Source organism: Vibrio splendidus (assembly GCF_002873455.1).
Classification (GTDB): domain Bacteria; phylum Pseudomonadota; class Gammaproteobacteria; order Enterobacterales; family Vibrionaceae; genus Vibrio; species Vibrio splendidus_J.
In genome coordinates, this window is record NZ_MCUN01000014.1 from 64,104 (window position 1) to 83,734 (window position 19,631).

Here is a 19,631-nt window from a genome sequence, read left to right on the forward strand (position 1 = left end):
ATAGATGGCATTATCAGGAAAAAGAAAACGTATAATAGTAAAAGACAAGCAATCTAATCCTGTCGAAAATAAACAACCCACCCTAATTAAAAACGATACTTACTACAAAAACCTTATATTAGATTGCAAAGAAGGTAAATCATACTTTATAAGATTAAGATATAAAGGGTGCCCATTATTAAAGAAAAGAAATGGTGCAAAATTTCGCGACGGCACCATTCTTATCCATATGAATAGAGATAATCAAGTAGATCTCATATATGAATTCTTAAAAAAAGTCGAGTCTGGCACTCAAAAAGACGACTTTTCCAAAACTGTTCACTTTTTCCGGTTTTGTGATGAAAGAGATATACCTGTAGACTTCTTCAACCCAAAGTACATGGTTGATGAATATATGGCTTATCTACAAGCTCTTGTCGATAGAGGTGATATTAAATCAAGTACTGCTTTGAGAAATAAAGGTTTAATAGCAAAAATACTGAAAGAATATGGTTTCACCAAGTTAACCCAGAGTTTTCCGTCATTTAGCCACTCTGAAAGTAACAATCACCCGACACTTGATGATGAAGAATATGTAAAGATAGGATCTGAAATTCTAGAAGCCTATAAGTGTTATAGGCGGTATATTAATGCTGGTCAATCTCCAGAAATTTGTCCTCATTTTAATGAAAGCCGTTTTAGAAAAATGGGGCTTACTCAGCTAGAAATAAATATACAACGCGGTTTAGCTCGACGAAGAGTAAGTAAAGGGATGAATCCTTACACATGGGTTAATAACATGACCAAGCACGCATTAATGTTGTGTTACATGTACACTGGAATAAACCGAACTCCACTTTACGAGATGAAAATTAAAGATGTAAAACACGGATTCAAGAAAGGTGTAGGTGATTACTATGAATTGAACAGTGTAAAAGGAAGAGCGTTATATCAATCTCAAGGCAATGAGATTGGTTTTACCAAACATACGAAGACATTCTTTGAAAGCTGGATTCGAGGTTTGGATAGGATTTACAGAATAACAGGAAAAGAGCCATCAGGTTGCGACCCAGTTTTTCCTTTCTTAAGTAAAACTAATGGTGTGACACACTTTGGAAGACACTTAAACCCGCAAGATCATTTGAATAAAATATTGTCATCGTTTGGCTACTCAACTATTACACCATCAATATACAGAAAAACACGTTCTGACAAAATTTTTCGAGCAACTGGAGGTGACGTAACAATTGTTGCCGATGCTAATAATCAAACTGAGAAAACGGCACAGCAAGATTACTTATTTGGTGCAGATGAAACACACCAACGTGTTTTGACGTCAGCATTTATTGCTCAATATGACATGATAAAAGGCAAAGACAAAAAAGTAGCAATAAAAGAGCATGAGACGCGGTTTTATGACCCTTTAAAAGATATAGATTTTTCTAAAAATGAGATTGAAGATACTCCTTCTGGAAAATGTAACAGGAATCATAAGGAATATAACAAAAAAGTACACAAGGAAGCGGGAAAGAATAGAAAATACATTGATAACTTGAGTCGGTGTATAGCTTTCTGGGATTGTTTTGGATGCCCTTGTCATGGTGTTTTTGTCGAAGTCGATGAAGTGCATAAGTTACTGTCTCTACGGGACTCTTTGATGGAAAAATTTGCTGCTAATGGAGTGAATCGAAAGGTCAATGAGAAAACAGAAGAAAGCCTTTACTCCATAAACCATATCCTAAACAGATTAAAGCAAGAACACCTATCTGTTTATGATAAGGGGATTGAGTTAAATAGAATTGGCCCACATCCATTATGGGACAATGAATATGCATTTGATGACATGGCGAGTATTTATAATGGCTGACTTAAAGGTAGAGAAACTTAAAGAATTCAATCGTACTTCTCGTATTCCAACTTATGGTCTTTCGAAAGATGGGAAACCTTTAGGTTATATCTATGACTTAGTGTGGGTCTTTACTGGTCATGTTGATGTCGGGCTTGGCAAGGCGACAGAAATTAGCTTTAAGAACATAGATGAGACAATGAGGAGAGAGATTCAAGAGGCTGTTTATAAAAAGATACTCATTTCCGGGACGGTATCAATATCTTATTTAAAAACAATCAAATACAATTACTATAGTATCAAGTTGGCTATCGGCGGAAAGAGTTTCAATGCATTAGACAATGATGAAGTATATCGGGAGTATAGAAAGATATTAAAAAGCCAGAGACGGTCACCTGCTGGTGTAGAGCGGATAGCATGTTCACTAAACGATTTATATCTAACCGGATATATTAATCGTAATCATGGTATAGGGGGGCAGAAAAAATTCATTCAAGATATATCCGATCCAGATACAGGTAACGGGCAAAATATAGCCATACCTGAAAGATTAATGTTCGAAGTCTACGGAGAAGCACTTAATTATGTCGAGAAATATTACCCTATAAGACATAAGATAAATTTAGCTAATAAGAAATATTATGAATTACTACAAGAATTCAAAAAAACAGGTAAATCCACCCAAGAATTTCACAAGTACGTCAAGAAGTACGGTAAAGATATCGATCTTGAATTGGTGAATGATAATGAATTTGTTAATAGGGTAATTGAAAGGAATGCACAAAAACAATCTAGAAAAAAACTAATTAGCAGTATTCAAACTGCTTGTATAATTGTCCTAGGAGGCTTCTCCGGAGTTAGAATTGGGGAGATATTTAGCTTCTATAAAAGTAATTACAAAACCATTAAAATTAACAACATATCTACTCCATTACTGGTCGGTTATAATACAAAAAATCAAAGAGGAGGTCGTAGAAAAAAAGAAATATATCCTACGCATGAGGTATCAAAAAAGGCATTAACATTGGCTTATGACATTACCCAGAACATGCGAAAAATATATTTGGACAAAATACCTCAGAGCAACAGAACAGATGCCGATAAAGAAAAACTAATTGAGGAAGCCAAATCTACATTTATATCTATAGCAGGTAATAGCAGTTCAACAACCCTCCTAGTAGGGCATATAGGTAGACTTATTCAATCGTTTGCATTTGTATATGGTTCTCCAGCTACTATTGATGTTGTCAAAGAATTTAACATGCTAAACCCAACCAGAGTTGGACAGTTAGAGTTAGGGGGATTTCTACCTCATTTAACTCCACATTCATTAAGGAGAACATTCGCAGTATTTCTTAAAAGAAACTCTTTAGCCAATCTGCTAACAATAAGATATGGGACAAAACATAAAAATCTAGCCATGACCGCACTTTATACAAACCAAGCCGATCTATCAGCGTTAAGAGATTTCGAGATGGATAGTGAGTTAGCAGGTATGATTAAAGAGGCTAATGACGACCTTTTTGCAGACGAACTTTTCTATATTTTTAATGAGGCTGAAACACTATCAGGAGGAGAAGGCAAAAGAATACTCAAAGAGCGTGAATTCTATCAAGGCACTATCTATAAAAGTAGAGAAAACATTCTTAATAATATTAAGAATAAAATGATAACTTTGGTTGAGTTACCAACTGGCTATTGTATAAAAAAAGACTGCGCCCAAACATGCTTCAATCATGATTGCCAAACCAAGATTGTAACGTATGAAAAAGCGATGTATCAGGCAAAAGCTCGCGATAGAATAATAGTTAGGTTTAATAAGTATAATGTTGGAAAACCTTACTCACAGGCTATCTTAGAAAAAATGCTTATCGAGATTAAGTCCATTGAATTAACTTTAGATGAACATAAAATTGAGCATACGCCTTTTGATGGCAAAATCCTTAGTCCTGATTTAGTTTAAAGGAGTTTAGTGTGAAGAATATCATTTTGACTGAGATTGAAGAGCTAAAAGCGCTTCTTGGTGTTAATGAACTACCTCAGCCAAGGAATAATACAGAAGCATCTCTATATTTGGCGCTAAACAGATTGATTGCTCAAAAACCTAATCATCCAAAAAACCTTAACGGCAAAGTTAATTTTTCTGCTATTCATAGAGAAGCAGAGGTTAGTAACGGTACAATCAAATCGTATCCAGAATTTAGAGTAACGGCTGAGGCGGCAATAAAAGCACACAAGTTAAATATATCATTATCCTACCAGACCAATGATGAGTCATCCCCAGAAGAATCAGAAACATCACTGCAGCAACAAACAAGATTGAAAAAAGAATACTTCGTTGAGATGAATGCGCTATCAGCATCACTAGATCTAGCAGTGCTACGCGAGTCCGAATTAATTTTTCGTTTACATGAGTTAGAAGTTCAATTGAAGCAAGAGTGGAACTCAAAAGTTCACGAATTAAATCAAGACGAAGATTTGAATTCAAGAAATAAACAATAAAATATTAGAAATACTATTGTACTTCTTCAAGAACTCTCGGCTTTGTTCTGATTTTCAACATCATGGTAGATATTTGCATCGACTAAACCATCAAAGCAAGGAAATCCATCAGTGACAACTAGTGCTTTTTCTTCAATGTATTTCTTGCCCTATTTAGTGCCGACGGCACAGTCCAATGAGTCACAGAGAGGTAATTTGACCTACTTTTTCTTATCTTATTGTGTAACGCCTAATAAGTTGGGGTCATAACAGTTTCACTTAGATCCTTTGCAGTAATGTGCTTGTAAGTCTCTATACGACTGACGTTTTGATGTACTTAGCTCAATGCCATACTTCTGTTTGATACGCATAAACCTCAAAATATACTGGCATTGATTTTTTGGTGGTAACCATTCATCTAAGCCTTTCGAACCTTTCTGACGATTCAATGAGGCTTCTACAGCGATTAAGTTAGCAGGGTCGTTTGCTATGGCTTTTCGCTTTTCTTCGGTCCAACCATCAGCTCCATGATCCCATGCCCATTTCAAAGGAATTACATGGTCGATGTCGATATCTGAAGCGGAGTAGATGGTATTACCTGTAAAAAGGGATACCCAACGACCAGAGACTACACGACACGCCTTATTGGTTTTAAAAGAAACAGTAGAAACCGATTGAGATATCAAAGCTTCAGCACGGGCATCTTGGCAGTCCCCATTAAGATCTGCCCAACCGTGCCCAAACTTACTACGCGAATACTCATAGTCTATGTTTGAGTCTGGCGTGTACCCCTTCGGCAATCTTCCACCTTCATCTAAGCAGGCTTCCAATGTGTTAAAGGAAGTGAAGTTTTTGGTGCGGTTGTAGCTTGCTGATTGTTCATCATGACAAATACCGCTATTGCTCAACTTAATAACATTGCTAGCCCATGATGTAGGGGCGAAAAGAATAGCTGTTGTTAATAGGGTTAGTACACATAAATGCATAGATACTTCCTTTTAATGGCATAGTGAAGCACTTGCTCTGATTACTTTATCAGAGGTAGGATTTCTGAAAAGGGTTGATGTATATCTATTGGCTTTTTCCCAGGCAAAGCCACATGTTGTAATTACCAAAACCGTTTTTGCCCAATGAGTTGCGACAGACATCAGAGCATACTTTAGAGATGAGTATTTGACCCTGCAGGAGAAAGCCTCTAAATAATTGGAGGCAAAATCTATAAGACTTGAGTGTTATCTGCGAGATATTGCTTCTCAACCGTTTTGTCTATTAAGGCTAAAAATAGTCAGGTCCTAAATAGTAACTATTTAGTCAGACCGCAGACCAAATCTAAGTCTGGATAGTGCCACTAAACTTCAAGTTTACTTTTGGCCAACAATAATGAAACTAATTCTTTTCTCTCGCTCTCGGTCATTTGAAAAATGATGCATGCTAACTCAGCGGTGCTTTCATCTTCACAGAAAAAGTAACTTAAAGGGACTCCTAGTTCATCAGCTATTAGCTTTAAGGTGTGTACATCTGGAGTGTGTTTACCCTTCTCGTATTGATTCATTCTAGGGCTAGCAGAGCTTTCATCCATACCTATACGCACTCCCAATGCTTTTTGAGAGAGGTTTGCTTTTTTACGTGCTTCTTTGAGCCGCACTGGAATTGGATTTTCGAATGGCACTTGAGTTTCATATCTCTTATCTCATTATAACTAAGATTTTCTTAGTTTTACTGATTTCTGTATACTAAGCAATCCTTAGTATTTTAATGGTATATGCGGTACATGAAGCGTTCTTTGAAAATCAGTGATGAAATGCACAACCTATTGATTGAAAAAAAGATGGATGGTTTTTTAGTTGTTGAGCTAAGAGATGCATTTGTTTCTATTGATGACTCCTATGTTGATCTGGATGATGCTCGTCGTAAGGTTTACCGACAACTCCTTCGTTTGGTGAAGAACAATTTGCTTCGAGTTGAAGGGACGGGACAGCAGAAACGATACTTTCAAACAAACTTATTTAAAGGTCTTCAAATCGATACTGGATTAGAAAACACTAAGGTTACTTTCTCCACCTCGTCCGATTACTCAGTATTAAGACACGAACGCAATCAGTACAAAGGTGAGCTAGAGATTGTTTTTGGGGAAATTAATGAGTATCAATCTCTCTGTGGCCGCTTTCCTGAACTAGAACCAAGACTACTTCCGCTTCTCGATCAAGCAAGAGAGCATTCAGCGCAGTTGTTAGGAAGAGTGAATGTCCTCACCAGTGTTCTAAAAACACTCAGTGAGGACAACCAGTAGTGCTAAGGCAATGGCAGGTAGAATGCTCAGAAAAAGCATTACAGAAATATAGTTCAAACCAGCAGCACTTTTTCTGCCAAGCAACCCCAGGGGCAGGAAAAACGGTACTGGCTGCGACGATTGCTTCAAAATTACTGCAAGAGGACAAGATCGATCTTGTATTGTGTTTCTCACCTTCTTTAACAGTTTCAAGCGGAACAAAGAAAACCTTTTCACAGATTCTTAATTGCACCTTTAATGGTGGATTAGGCTCTATTGGACGCTCTCTCACTTATCAGTCAATCCAGTTTCTAAATGAAGAATTTTGGCTAACCCTACGTAATCACCGAGTATTTGTGGTCTTTGATGAGATACATCATTGCTCTGGCTCAGAGATTAAAAATGCGAACATTTGGGGGCAACAAGTCCTTACTAAGATTCAAGGACTAGCCACATATACCCTTGCAATGTCAGGAACCCCATGGCGTTCAGACTCTCTACCGATAGTGTTGGGTGAGTACAGCAATCCAGACGGAATGCTTTTGGTTGATTATCAATACACGCTAAAGCAAGCAATTGGCGATAAGGTTTGCAGAGCCCCAAAGGTTGTTTTGGTCGATAACGAACATTTGACCGTAACTAACGACGATAAGATGGAATCTTTTTCTTCAATATTGGAAATGATTAAGCAAACTAAGGCCTCATATCAAAGCATCATTCGTAATGAAGATGCAATTGAGTACTTACTTGGATTAGGTTGTAAAAAGCTCGCAGAAATCCGCTCTCGCTCTCCTGGTGCTGGAGGGTTAGTTGTTGCCGCATCAGTTCAACACGCACAAATAATCAAAAAGGTACTTTCTGAAAAATACGCTCAATCGGCCTCAATAGTGACATATCGGCATGAAGAACCTTTAGCAGAGATTGAACGTTATAGACGAAGCGATACTCAATGGATTGTTAGCGTTGGAATGATTAGTGAGGGGACAGATATTCCGCGCCTTCAAGTTTGTTGCCACATGAGCTCAGTCAAAACTGAATTGTACTTTAGGCAGGTACTCGGGCGAATTCTTCGTGTGAACGACGCGAAAAATCAACAAGCGTGGTTATTCACCTTTGCAGAACAAAGCCTAATTGAGTTTGCAGAAAGGATTGAACAAGATATTCCCGAGTCGTGTATATATGCAAAGTGGGCAAAGTTTGCAGAAGCCGAGCCAGACACTAAGCGTAACCATCTAACCGAAAAGGAGTTACTAGAAGAGCGAGAAGGACTTAGCTCTGAGCTGGTATGGAATAGCACGACAAGTCGCACTGAGAATACTGATGTCACACTTGGCTCGTTTGATGAGCTTCGGCTCGGGGCTTTTAGACAGCGGGTAATATCGGCATTTTTGGTTTCTTGAGTAGACCTATTCTTTTACCAAGTCGCTTAACTCAATAAAGATTTAGCGTTTCGGCTCTGGGTGGTGCTGCTCGGGGGGCGTTAATACCACACTTCAGTTTTGGATTGCTCTAGGCCCGAAAGTGCTAGTAAATACTGCTAGCTCAAAATGTCCCATTATGAGCTAGATTGGAAACTCATCCACATCCTGATAATCGGGTTTTCTCTAAGGCAAGTAATCTGAATAATCGGTTAGAGTGTGTGATACCAGACGCCAGTGAAAGGAAAAGCTCACTCACTGACGTCGTCGTACTTTGCTGACTTGCGCTAATTGGTTCCTTGTCTTTTAGGATGGATTAACGTTTTGTATCTTTGTTCCACGCTATTTTTCGCCAGTTCCTTCCCTCACGCCACACAATACCTTCAGAACGACGCCAACAAGATTCATCATTATCTCCATTAGGCCACGTGTTTCGTTCTGCAACCATGATCCAAATAGGCTCGATATCAAACTTGCCAACATAGTAATTGAGAGTTTCTTCATCAATAACTACTGCGGTTTGATGCTCAAAAGGCTCTTGGGCTTGCAGTAGAACGTCTCCATGTTTATCTAACCATTTATTTGGTTCATCTTCAGACATCGATAATTCAAGTTCATCGGCAAACCATTTTTGGGGCATATAATTCGAAAAACCATCAGGAAGAGATTTATCTAAATGACTCTCCCAATGGTAATTAACTATAGGTATTGCAAATGCGCATTCGTCAGGGCCATCCCAAAGGCATTCTGAGAACTTTTCAGATTCCCATGTATTTCGCCAATATGCTTCTCGAAGGTACGGACCGTCAGTAAATTCCCTCGGTTTAAAAGAGTCAACATCAAGACTTTTCTTCTCTTCAAGGAACTCTGCTAGCTTTCTCGCCCTTCCCTTTTTTAGGAATACGCAATAAAGGAATCTAAATTCTTCATATCGCATTCCATGCATGCCTATTCTAGGTCCTTGATATTTTTCACTAACGCAATTGAACTCATACAATACACTCCAGTTTTTATTGTCTTCATCAACCCTAGAGAGCTTCTCAATTATTGTTTGCGTCGGATCTTCCTCAAATGGCCACTGCTTTAAATCTTGTTCCGCAACTTCGGGGAGTTGGATAATAGGCTCGACAACCCAACTTGTTGGGCGACTGACTTGTTTTTCAAACGGCAGTATAGTCGGTTCAAGGTTTCGTCGAAAATCATGGTTGCTATATCGATACACACTCGGCTCTTCAGGCCATCCTTGGAGTACCCAAAAATTGTCTGCCAGTCTAGCTTGAATTTCATCTAGTGCTATACGTTGGTACTTTTTCCCGATGCGCTCCAAATCATTATAATGTCTAGAATTGTTAGTACCATACCCATCCCGAGGGAAAAGTTGGGAGTTCCAACCAAGCTCGTAAGCTCTCTTAGTGATCCATAATCTGCATTGTTGTACATCAATTTCGTCAAAGTCCACGTAGCCACCATCCTCGCGAAGGTAGTCCAACGAAAGCCTTTCGCGCTCATCTCCACTTAATAGGCTTTCTAAGCGGTGGCGAGCATTAACTATTGCTTCCTCCAGAGCAGCTGCTTCCTTATGGACAACCTCACTCTCTGGTTGGGCAAAAAACATAGCTTGAAAATTGGAACTGGATGCTTTCTCAAAAGCCTCTAGAGCCTCAACGCGCTCAGCATAGGGATGTATCACCTCCTCAACGAAAACTCGCTTTAATTCCTTCTTCGACACCGGCTTTGGACCATCAAGAGGAGCTATTAAGAAATTTCTCACGCGACCTGGAATACTGTATTTTCCATAGTCACCCCATTCACTTGAAGCAGATCTAAAAATTTCTTTTCCACCTCTTTCTTCAGCTATTTTTTCCACTCCATCTTTAGTCAGACCAAATATTGGCGGCTCAGAACCTAGCGGGTGATAGCAATCCTCAAGGCTAATTCCTTCACTCAATGCGCTTTTACTATTGGCAAGTTCAATGATCCCCAATGCGTAGTCTCTAGTGAGTAGAGCTACCGGGGGCTGTTTGTCTGCAAAAACTTTGGCGAAGACTTCATGCGAGTAAACATTTAGACGTTCAGAGCTTTTATCGATGCAACAAGCTCCAAAGGCTGCCGCATAGAGTCGCTCTACAACATACGGATCATCGCAAGCGTGCAACTTTTCAAGTAGGAAAATAAATATGTTTGAGTTTACTAAAAATAATGTCGTTAGTGCTTTGGTCGCTCGGTCACGCAATGTCTGGTGAGACGAAGTTAAGGACCATACCAAAACTAATGAAGCTAACTCCAAATGTTTCAAATCTGCGGTGCGACTGTGCTTTGACAACGCCCATGAGACAATTCTTTCAACTTGATTGAGTTCTTCTCGCGACGCCCAATTAATCCAACGTGTCCAATGACTATCTCTTTCTGGCATTTGCCATTGTTTCAGACGCTCGTGAAGGTGAAGAGCATTAAAAGGATGACCAATAGTCATCGAAACCTCTAAGAGGAGACCTAGAGGCTCAACATTGCGGCCATCTAATCGGTTCAGTAATTCTCGCGTATCATCCGAAAATGCATCCGTATTTCTCCATTTAAAACTCTCAGCAAAGCTTTCTTGGAGCGGCAGCCCTCTTTCCCAATGCAGTTCCCAGTCTGGTAGTGTTTGAGCAAATTCGACGCCGAGCTTCTCCGGATATATTGTTGATAGTGCGCTAACTAATCCCGCATACTGATAGCGAAAACCATTCTCTGGTTGTCCATCATAAAATAGGAAATTAAGAGGAGCGCCTGCATCGAAAGCTGCATTTATTTGAACTACAGATACCTTAGAAACCAAATATGTTGCCATGAGATGATCTTGGAATCTCTGAAACGAGAAGCGTACTAGTTCCGATGGTGGGTTAAAGGGATCAACATCTTCCGAATAAGGAGGCGGATCTCGTCGAAACAAACTTGTTTCTATCAAAACTTGTATCCAAGTCTTTCCCTCTGGCGGTGTTCTCCCCCTAAAGCTCTCTTCTGCAAATGTAATTGCTTCTCCAATTTCGATGAAGTCACAGCCATCTGTCGCCATCTTATTTGCCACCAGGCCGACACATTTTATTATTGAGGTTAAAATTCCATCTGAACTTGTTGCTTCTACCCCAGTGCGCCAACTCAAAGCATCGAGATACAACGCCATAATTTGCGATATACCATTTAGCCCGCGAGGAAATTCTGTAAGTCCTTTCGCACGCAAAGCCTCACTGGTACTTTTTAGGAATAGTGGGTTGCTAAATTCTGGCGATAACCATGGTGTATTAGGTCGAGCAATACCCTTGGCATCAAGATATTGAATTGCCGCTTGTTCTAGCTCTTCAGGCGTAGTAAATCCACCAATAAAGAAACTAGGTAATATCTCTGAAAGAGAATCTGGAAATGCATATCGAAGATATTCTTCGCGACAAGAAAATACTACTGATAAATGAGAATATTTCTGGATCGCGCGTACAATTTCCGATAGATTCTGCCTCCAATAATGTGCGCCAACGCCTTCATTGATTGCGTCAAAGAGCAGAATTGTTCGCTGACCTTTACGTTCTCCGGCCGCATTAAGCGGTCCCAAAACATCATCTACGGTTCTACCTTCCAACCCCAAAATACCAGCGACTTGTTCCCAGAACACTGACCTCGAGAAGTTCTGACCTAACATCAGGACTGTCGGTAAACCAACACGAGTTCGCTGTTCTGCCACTTGCCCAAGAATATGAGACTTTCCTGCCCCTGCTGGACCATAGACTACAGCGCACCGTAATTTCTCAGCTTGAAGATTTGAGTCTCGTAAAATTTCGCTTAATGAAGAGCAAGAGGAGGAAAGCGAACGGAGACTTCGGGACACATTTTCAAGTTTGCTTTGCTCATCCTTCTCCAATATATTTTTTTTTATTGAGTCATACTGCCTTTCAAGCGTCCAAACCGCATTTTGAAGGCGAGCTAAAATAATCGTTGCCGAACCAATGTCCCATTCTTTAGTAAAGTCGTGTGTAAACGAACCTTTAAGTTCCACCAATTCCCGCCATGCATTATTTGCTATCAAGAATGCGTCTGCATCAGGTGCATGAGCTATGGAGGTAGAGTCTATAGTAGGAACTATTGATTCCTCTAAATCAGTGAACGCGCCGACCAACTGTTTAGTAATGCCTGGACCTCGGGCTATGGTGTCAAACAGGGATTCAATGGACACTTCGACGTGATCTTGAGGATTGAAACGATCATCCAATGCTAACTTAGCTACACTAACTTGATCTTTAAACCAACTATCGTTCAATACATCGCCGCCAAACCAAAGCTTGATCAATGCTGCATTATCTTCCCGAAGAAGCATGTCTTTTAGGGTAGTTTCGGACCAAAGTTCGAATTTAAGGTCAATTGACTTTTCTTCCGCCCAACCTTTCCACTTAGTTACTCGCTCATCCCACTTTTCGCGTTGAGATTTACCTTTTGTCCCCCTAGGTGGAGTAAAATCTTTTGGTATTGCGAAAACATAAGTTTGAAGCTCAGGGTGTACCTTTAACGCTTGTTCTACCGACTCATCCATTTGACTCCACTGGGAGTCACCAATGGAAGTGAAATACTTCGCTTGATAACCAATTTTCCTTTCATTGTTTAGAATCCAAAGTGCCTCGACACCTCCATCTCCTCCGCAGCCATCATTCGATTGGAATTCGAGGCCATTTTCAGGGTTCTCTCGACGAGCAAGCACACAAATTAAATCTTCAAAGGACTCTCTAGGTCCTTTGTTGAAGGCATTTATAGAAGAAAAATCAATCAAGTTTGTATGTCCTTTTCCTGTCTGGGAGGTTGCGAGATTGCGGTTTCATAGATAACGACTCGGAAGGAAATAATATATCAAACAACTAGAATACTTTGTTGACGTAATTCAATTATCCAATCAATGACTTACATCTCATTAATGGAAGTAAACGTCAGGTCGAACCGTCTTGGCACATTTATGCCCCATTATTACTGAGCTCATTACTACCTATCTGCTCGCTCATCATTATTTGACCAACTTTTCCTGATGTAGGTATGGTGCATAAGACTTGTCACATAAATTTAGGCGGAGTTTAAAGTGAATAAAGAAACCAAAAAGAATTTTGACAAAGTATTTCAGGCTGCGTTAGCACTATTTGGTAGTCAAAAAGCTGTTAATAATTGGCTTAAGCACCCAGTTCGAGGGCTTGGCAACAAACGACCAATTGATATGCTTTCGACAGCCGAAGACACCAAGGCTGTACTAAATTTGATTGGCCGTTTAGAGCATGGAGTGTTTTCGTGATCTTTGTTGCTACAAACTTTTGCCCCAAAGTTTGTTAGGTTCGTACTCATTCACAGGATACCATCTTTTGCTTTTTGTACCGTTTCAAAAATACTAGAACAGTAAGTTTTGAACGTATAAACAATTAAGTACCGCCTCTTTGAATGCTGCCACTCAAGAAATGGATTAAAATTCATTGAGTTAAATCTGAAAGTTTCATACTCTCGATGTAGGCAAATGATTGTGCGGTATCCGGTAGACGAGCTCATAAACGTATAAATGTCGTTAGGTCTTAGTAGTAGAAAGGTAAGTATGGCTTTTGATATCAATGTAGTAAAACAACAGTTGGATCAGGCATTTGAGAATGACTCAGAGGTAGAGTTGCTAAGAGTGCTTAAAAGCAACTCATTCTTGTTCCATGACCTTTATGATAGAAAGTTTGGTATTCAGCCAAACTTTGCAGAAGTCCCATTTGGGGACAAATTTCGCTGTGATTTTTGTTGGTTGAATGACAGCTCAGACGGTCCTGAGTGGGTGCTGGTTGAGATTGAAAAGCCTTCTATGAAGTTATTTACACAAACAGGCGATCCAGCAAGAGAGCTGAACCATGCTATTGAGCAAGTAAAGTCTTGGGAGCGCTACTTTCATCAACAGCCAGCTGAAAAGCAACGTATTTTTGGTGCTGTATCTAAATTTCGCTATGTTCTCGTAGCAGGTCGTAGAAGTGAATGGCAAAAACAGCATGCTGCTCAGTGGCGCTCTCATCATAACCAAACTAGCAATATTGAAATTCACAGCACAGACACTTTTTACGACACATTAGACTTTTATGGAAAATTTCAAGATTCATTTTGGAGCTTTGAGGATAATCCAGTCTCGTTGCCTGCTCGTGGCTTAAGTCAGTATTGCAGTCAGTATTCATACCTAGGGAATTGGCGAAACCTTCTGGCCTAATAAACAATTTACGCGGCCGGCATTTTTAACAGACATCTCAGTGGCTACGGTGCTGTGCAGTAAAGTCTGTAAATCGTTTCGGGCTGCATAATCGAGCGTTACAATTTTTGTAAAGCTCAGGAGGAAATGTTGGACGAGTATTCAATTCATCTAAAGAGACAAGGCTTTGACCTACTTGAGGACATTGGAAGTGGGCTTTCGGGTAAAACTAAGAAAGCCAAGCAAAATTCTCTGGAAAGACTAGTTGCTGTAAAGTTTTTTGATAGCGCAATTAATCGAAATAACACCGAGTTAAAGAAAAAGTTTAAGAGAGAAGCGTTCATACTCGCAGAGGCGCAACACCCAGCGATACCATATGTCATCACTCATGGAGAGGTTAAATGTGAGCATGATTTGGTTCCATATATCGTTATGGAGTATATCGAAGGTGCAAATTTAGAAGATCATATCCAAAATCATGGTGTAATTGAGCAACGACAGGTCATAACAATTGCAACTCAGATTCTCGATGCGTTGTCACTTGTGCATGCAAAGGGAATTATTCATAGAGACATAAAACCCTCAAATATCATGCTATCGTCAGCCGGTCACGCTTACCTAATCGATTTCTCAATTGGCTTTGCACCTTCTGGCAACCCGAACTTCACAAGAGCGACAAGAACCGGAGACCATTTAGGTTCTGCTGAGTACATGTCTCCAGAGCAAAACGTCGATATGAAAAACGTTGATTTTCGTACCGATATCTACTCTTTGGGGCTAACACTCTGCAAATTGCTAACGGGTACACCAACGCTTAAAGCACTAGACAAACCTGAGCTATCAATTCCTTATGCTCTGCGAAACCTCATAAATAAGGCTTCAGATTATGATGTAAATAATCGCTATCAAAATGTCGATGACATTCTGAGAGAATTAAAAAGCATTTCTGGCGCAGGGTATTTCACCATTAATACACCAAGCAAAGCACTTTGCGCCAATTTAAAATGTCCAGATGCGCAATGGTCACCAAATGGGTACTACAAGGGAGCTAACTTTACAGAAAACTGTATTGATATTCACTGCACTTGCTGTGGTGACAAATTAACCTATCAATGTACGTGTGGGTTCCCCATAGCCGAAACCCGTTTCTGTGGAGGATGTGGTACTGAGCTATTCAAAGTACCAGAGTGTAGTAGTTGTGGTTCCTATTTGAAGAAACAAGATATGGGCAAAGATACATCAAATGGCTGTAGTAAGTGCCTTACTAAACAAGTACTGCAACAACCTCAACAATCTACTTGGGGGCGGCCACAGCAGCAACCCGCAGGCATGGACTTTGATGACGATATTCCGTTTTGAGGAACAGAATACAAACAATTCAACAGTGTATCGTAATGCCAAGCGCTTTCACTTCGAGTTGAGTTTAGCGTTTACCACGCAGTGTGGGTTCGGTGCTTATGCTGCTCACACATTAATTGGAAGTTAACTTTCAGGAGCACTATGAACATTTTGGAGGTTGACTATGGTCTTGGCCCGCTAATCGATGTAGAGGAAACGATCCAGGCAGGTATAGCAAAGTTGTTTGAGAGGAATCGCACTGAACCTTGGTTTGATGGGTTATGGATGAACGAGTACGGTGAAGTTCTTTACGGCTCTTTGCTTGTTTCAGCCCAAGCTTATTGTATCGGTAGCTTACGTGATATTAACGAAATTAGAGTTAGTTTAGGGCTCAATAAATTGGCCAAAGAAAGTGCATATAAAAATCAACGTGTAAAAGTTCAGGGTTATTCGCTAATAGAACTGGTTAATTGTACTGCTAATTATTTCAAACACCGAGATGAGTGGAGCGATCCTTGGCCTGAAAATTACACTACTCGCGTTCTAACAGCATTCTCAATGGACGGTGAATTTCTGATTAACGAGCTTCAAGAGTTAATTGAATCAGAATTTGGTTATAAAACACTTTCAGACTTAGTTTCAGAGTGGAGAAATGATCTAATTGCCCAATCGAAAGGTGAAAGTTAACATACGGCTATGGCGTCAATTATTAGCTTTTGACGTTATCCAAAAAGCCGCCTAACCCGCTTCTGTCCAGAGACGTACCAGCACGATCACATACCAGCACGATCACCGATAGCACGTTTGTACCCCGTTGTGCGTTAGAACTTTCACTCATTCATATCTTGTTAACCTGAGTTTGCCTTTTTTCGTTATTCATTGCTGCAATAATTAGCTTTGAGTCTCCACTTAATTTTAGTGACTATCCATGACGGTATCTGAAGTAGGACTAACAATTTGTCATAAATTCCAGTGAGTAAAGCGCAAAACAAAGCATGGAGACTGGTGTCAAATAAATTTTCAGGGGTCGTTTAATAGTAGCCCTGTATTGATAGAAAAAAGGGCTACATGAATGATAGCCCTTTTAATGTATTGATTTAGGATTTAAATATTTTTTGTAGTCCAGAGAAAGACGACACTTCGAACATCGGAGTTTCTTTTGAGTACATTGCTTTTAAATCTTCTTCTATTCTTACATCTTCATCTGTCCAATGAGTGATGCTAACCAATAGTTTCCAGTTTGCGCTTTGGAAGTCCTTTCCGTACTTAGCCCAAACTGAGTTAACACCAGCGGCATTAGCCATAGACATATCTTTTACTATTGAGTCACCAATATAGTACGCGTCACTTGGGCATATCCCTTCCCTTTCGCATATATCTAAAACAAGTCTAGGATTAGGCTTTCTTTCTTCTTCAGGTAACTTTATAACCCACTCGGCATCACTAGGGTCAATCATTGGTTTGGTTTGATCTGGGTGAGAAGAAGAGTTTGAACCAATGGTGTAAAGGTGATTTAGATATTTATCTAGTCCTAGTTTTTTGGCTCTGTAAACTGCATTAACTTCATACGACTCAGTATGTCCAACGACAATAACGCCTTGTTCTTTAAGCTTGGCTAAAGTTTCAGTTACACCCTCGTATAGCTTCAGAGTTTCTTTTCTTGTTTCAGAAAAACTGCGAAAAGCAGGGGCTAGTTCCCTTTTCAGAACATCTTTATCAGTAGTACCAAAGTAGTCGATGATTGCTTTGACCTCTAACGCAGCAAAGGGCCTTTCAGAACTATTGTACTTTTGATGGATATCCTTGAAATCTCGAAGCAATATGCTTTTGTCTATACCGGTCAATACAACAATAGAGTCAACCATAGCTTCGAATGATTGGGAAAAAAATGATACCCAATCATAAAGTGTATTGTCTAAGTCAGTTATCAATAATTTAGGCATTGTAGTCGAACTCCAGTTTGTATTTATCTGATAACGTAGCATCTTCCGGGCTAATTTTACCGTAGTGGAAGATGATTTTTTCATTTCCGAACTCTATTCTACAAGTCCAATTACCTTTTGACTCGCCTGTATGATTCATACATACGCCGCTGCTACCCAGTGAAAGTACATGAAGTTTATTGGTCGGGTTTTCTTCTTTACAAGCAGGTTTATGTGTCAGTTCAGCTCGTTCGATGGTGCAATTAAAGTTCTGGTGCATGTGCCCATGGAGTAAAAAATCAAACTTGTACTTAGTGAGCCAGCGTGAAAGCCTTTCTGCATCTAAGACAGTTGAATACTTCGCATCATGATAAGCTTCTTGTGATAGAGATACAGGCATTAAGTGATGGTGCATAACACAAATACGTGTCACATTTCTTGGCTTGCCTTTTTCTAACCCCATCTCTTGTTCCACAGCTTCTAGTTGTTCTTGTCCTATATAGCCATGTCCTTGAAAAGTACCTTTAGTCTGTTGGAGCGTTACGCTATTGAGCAATACAATTTCTACAGGTATGGAATTGTTTAGCAGTAATCTTCTACCTGAGCTCATGGATTCGTTTGGCTTCATATCGAAGTATCTAGCGTAGAAATCACTATAAGCTGCACGAGAGTCTTGATAATTCTTCTCGATCACATCTGTACTTTCTTTATCGGCTCCATCATAGAATGATAAGTCGTGGTTCCCTGGGCAAATCGACAACCAAGATTTGTCTAAATTGTTTACACTAGTTAAGTGGTCGATAAAGTCACCTGCAAGATTAAACTCTTCTTTATCTCCTTTCCAAGTCAGATCTCCGGAGATTAATAGAGAAGCAATGTTCTTGTTAGTTTTGAAGTATGCAGATTGTATTGTTTCTGCGAGAGTCTTTTTAATCGAGTTAGTGGTACTCAGGGGGTACCCATGAAAGCCGTTCTCAGTGAAATGAGGATCTGAAAGCCATAATAGACTGTCTTTGTTTGTGGCTTTGTACGAATGATCAAAATGTCTTGGTTGGAGTTCAGTTATACCTCTTAGACGGATTTCATTAGTTTTATCATTATCAAGCTTATCTCTGATTCTCCAGACAGTACGATTTTGTTCAGCTAGTTCTTCGGCCGATGCTATGATTTTACTGTCGTACATTTTGTAATGAGATTCTTCTAAAAATAGATCATTCATCGATTCATACGATTTTTTTTGAATTATTTCAAAAGGGTCGATCTCTTCTATCTCTTTGAATTTAAACCAAACAGGGTGGAGATTTTCTTTATAATAGTTAGGAGTAAGGTTTGCGTCTGGAGTTGGTATTTCAACACCAACTTCAGCTTTATAGTCCTTTAACTCAGCTTTGTAGAACGTTTTTTGTGCACTATCAAAGAGGTAGACGTACATCTTTGTCTGGCTGTCTCTTAGCCCTAGGTCAATTAGGGTGTCAAAGGGTAACTGTTCGTGTCCTTTGTTCCACCAACCCCACCACGCAAATCCCTTTTCTTCAATCAGGTCTGAGTGTCTGTTAATTGTTTCGCCTTTAGGGCAAGACAGGTCTCGAAAGCGTAATAGAAGAGTAGAGTTCATTAGTGCTCACTTAGGTTGGTTAAAGGTATCATTAGGGCTCACTCGGGATTCGTATGCATGTGATTCTATTATTATTTAATCAAGTATACATACTTACCCTTTATTACGGATAGGCTATATAGTGTTAATTTGAAGTGAATGAGTAACTTGTAGTGGATTACTAAAACTAGCTACTAGCTCGCAGGTATTTTGAATAATTTACCTTAGCAGTACTTATCCAAGGTTTTACAATCAATACGGGTTCGTAATAAAGTTTTGCCCAAATACGTTTTAGGCGACTAAGTAAACGTGTGTGGGTGCTCGAGAGCTAGTATGAGTCTTTATTTCTGATCTCGTATCATTTAGAACAGCACGAAACAGGGTTACTTGAGCGTTTTGTATGAACTGTTATTACTATCCTACAGTCCCTCAGCTTTACTAAGCTAGCCTATAGATAGTTATTGAGAACAGTTTGGTTAAAACTTCTCAAAAAAAACGTCGTAAGAACATTTTTTGAGAAGTGGTTTTTATTTAATCTATCACATTGATATATATTAAATTTACAAGCTTTAA

General features: G+C 39.6%; 14 protein-coding genes. 9 read left to right on the top strand and 5 right to left on the bottom strand.

Translation table 11 applies throughout. The features are described 5' to 3' along the window. Window positions 1-4 precede the first annotated feature (4 nt). From BCU75_RS14715 to BCU75_RS14725, 3 genes are read left to right on the top strand one after another with little or no spacing between them, the layout of a single operon-like run. The gene (locus tag BCU75_RS14715; protein ID WP_102474301.1) at window positions 5-1,846 is read left to right on the top strand and encodes a hypothetical protein; all 1,842 of its coding nucleotides are present in this window, start codon (window positions 5-7) and stop codon (window positions 1,844-1,846) included. Next, entirely contained in the window at window positions 1,809-3,788 is a 1,980-nt protein-coding gene (locus tag BCU75_RS14720) for a site-specific integrase (protein WP_133148298.1), read from the top strand. The genes BCU75_RS14715 and BCU75_RS14720 overlap by 38 nt, the downstream gene beginning before the upstream one ends. A gap of 11 nt (window positions 3,789-3,799) precedes the next feature. Then, window positions 3,800-4,327, top strand: coding sequence for a hypothetical protein (locus tag BCU75_RS14725; protein ID WP_102474303.1), 528 nt, complete (start codon window positions 3,800-3,802; stop codon window positions 4,325-4,327). Between the two features lie 254 nt (window positions 4,328-4,581). On the opposite strand, the gene BCU75_RS14730 is transcribed toward BCU75_RS14725, so the two are convergent. Beyond that, a complete protein-coding gene (locus BCU75_RS14730; protein ID WP_102474304.1) occupies window positions 4,582-5,292 on the bottom strand; it encodes an HNH endonuclease family protein in 711 nt (236 codons plus the stop codon). A 362-nt stretch (window positions 5,293-5,654) separates the two neighbouring features. Next, a complete protein-coding gene (locus BCU75_RS14735; RefSeq protein WP_102474305.1) occupies window positions 5,655-5,975 on the bottom strand; it encodes a helix-turn-helix domain-containing protein in 321 nt (106 codons plus the stop codon). A 114-nt stretch (window positions 5,976-6,089) separates the two neighbouring features. Between BCU75_RS14735 and BCU75_RS14740 the strand changes: the two genes are divergently transcribed. Both BCU75_RS14740 and BCU75_RS14745 read left to right on the top strand, forming a co-directional pair. Then, window positions 6,090-6,596, top strand: coding sequence for a hypothetical protein (locus tag BCU75_RS14740; protein WP_277868914.1), 507 nt, complete (start codon window positions 6,090-6,092; stop codon window positions 6,594-6,596). Then, the gene (locus BCU75_RS14745) at window positions 6,596-7,975 is read left to right on the top strand and encodes a DEAD/DEAH box helicase (protein WP_102474307.1); all 1,380 of its coding nucleotides are present in this window, start codon (window positions 6,596-6,598) and stop codon (window positions 7,973-7,975) included. The genes BCU75_RS14740 and BCU75_RS14745 overlap by 1 nt, the downstream gene beginning before the upstream one ends. A 334-nt stretch (window positions 7,976-8,309) precedes the next feature. On the opposite strand, the gene BCU75_RS14750 is transcribed toward BCU75_RS14745, so the two are convergent. Next, the gene (locus BCU75_RS14750) at window positions 8,310-12,785 is read right to left on the bottom strand and encodes an ATP-binding protein (protein ID WP_102474308.1); all 4,476 of its coding nucleotides are present in this window, start codon (window positions 12,783-12,785) and stop codon (window positions 8,310-8,312) included. Window positions 12,786-13,085: 300 nt separating this feature from the next. Here BCU75_RS14750 and BCU75_RS14755 point away from each other — a divergent pair, with 300 nt between their 5' ends. From BCU75_RS14755 to BCU75_RS14770, 4 genes are all read left to right on the top strand, one after another. Beyond that, complete coding sequence (locus BCU75_RS14755) at window positions 13,086-13,292, top strand: antitoxin Xre/MbcA/ParS toxin-binding domain-containing protein (RefSeq protein ID WP_102474309.1); 207 nt, start codon at window positions 13,086-13,088, stop codon at window positions 13,290-13,292. A 291-nt stretch (window positions 13,293-13,583) separates the two neighbouring features. Continuing rightward, window positions 13,584-14,225, top strand: a complete 642-nt coding sequence (locus tag BCU75_RS14760) for a Shedu anti-phage system protein SduA domain-containing protein (RefSeq protein ID WP_102474310.1) — start codon at window positions 13,584-13,586, stop codon at window positions 14,223-14,225. A 126-nt stretch (window positions 14,226-14,351) separates the two neighbouring features. Next, a complete protein-coding gene (locus BCU75_RS14765) occupies window positions 14,352-15,563 on the top strand; it encodes a serine/threonine-protein kinase (RefSeq protein WP_102474311.1) in 1,212 nt (403 codons plus the stop codon). Between the two features lie 141 nt (window positions 15,564-15,704). Next, a complete protein-coding gene (locus BCU75_RS14770) occupies window positions 15,705-16,229 on the top strand; it encodes a hypothetical protein (protein WP_102474312.1) in 525 nt (174 codons plus the stop codon). A 410-nt stretch (window positions 16,230-16,639) separates the two neighbouring features. Here BCU75_RS14770 and BCU75_RS14775 read toward each other — a convergent pair whose 3' ends face one another. Further along, entirely contained in the window at window positions 16,640-17,485 is an 846-nt protein-coding gene (locus BCU75_RS14775) for an HAD family hydrolase (protein ID WP_102474313.1), read from the bottom strand. After that, window positions 17,478-19,079, bottom strand: a complete 1,602-nt coding sequence (locus tag BCU75_RS14780) for a metallophosphoesterase family protein (RefSeq protein WP_102474314.1) — start codon at window positions 19,077-19,079, stop codon at window positions 17,478-17,480. The genes BCU75_RS14775 and BCU75_RS14780 overlap by 8 nt, the downstream gene beginning before the upstream one ends. Window positions 19,080-19,631: the final 552 nt, after the last annotated feature.

What these genes read in the sequence shown, in the direction of transcription:
- BCU75_RS14770 (WP_102474312.1), top strand. Translation starts at nt 15,705, where the DNA reads ATGAACATTTTGGAGGTTGACTATGGTCTTGGCCCGCTAATCGATGTA.
- BCU75_RS14720 (WP_133148298.1), top strand. Translation starts at nt 1,809, where the DNA reads ATGCATTTGATGACATGGCGAGTATTTATAATGGCTGACTTAAAGGTA.
- BCU75_RS14765 (WP_102474311.1), top strand. Translation starts at nt 14,352, where the DNA reads ATGTTGGACGAGTATTCAATTCATCTAAAGAGACAAGGCTTTGACCTA.
- BCU75_RS14780 (WP_102474314.1), bottom strand. Translation starts at nt 19,079, where the DNA reads ATGAACTCTACTCTTCTATTACGCTTTCGAGACCTGTCTTGCCCTAAA.
- BCU75_RS14775 (WP_102474313.1), bottom strand. Translation starts at nt 17,485, where the DNA reads ATGCCTAAATTATTGATAACTGACTTAGACAATACACTTTATGATTGG.
- BCU75_RS14760 (WP_102474310.1), top strand. Translation starts at nt 13,584, where the DNA reads ATGGCTTTTGATATCAATGTAGTAAAACAACAGTTGGATCAGGCATTT.
- BCU75_RS14715 (WP_102474301.1), top strand. Translation starts at nt 5, where the DNA reads ATGGCATTATCAGGAAAAAGAAAACGTATAATAGTAAAAGACAAGCAA.
- BCU75_RS14730 (WP_102474304.1), bottom strand. Translation starts at nt 5,292, where the DNA reads ATGCATTTATGTGTACTAACCCTATTAACAACAGCTATTCTTTTCGCC.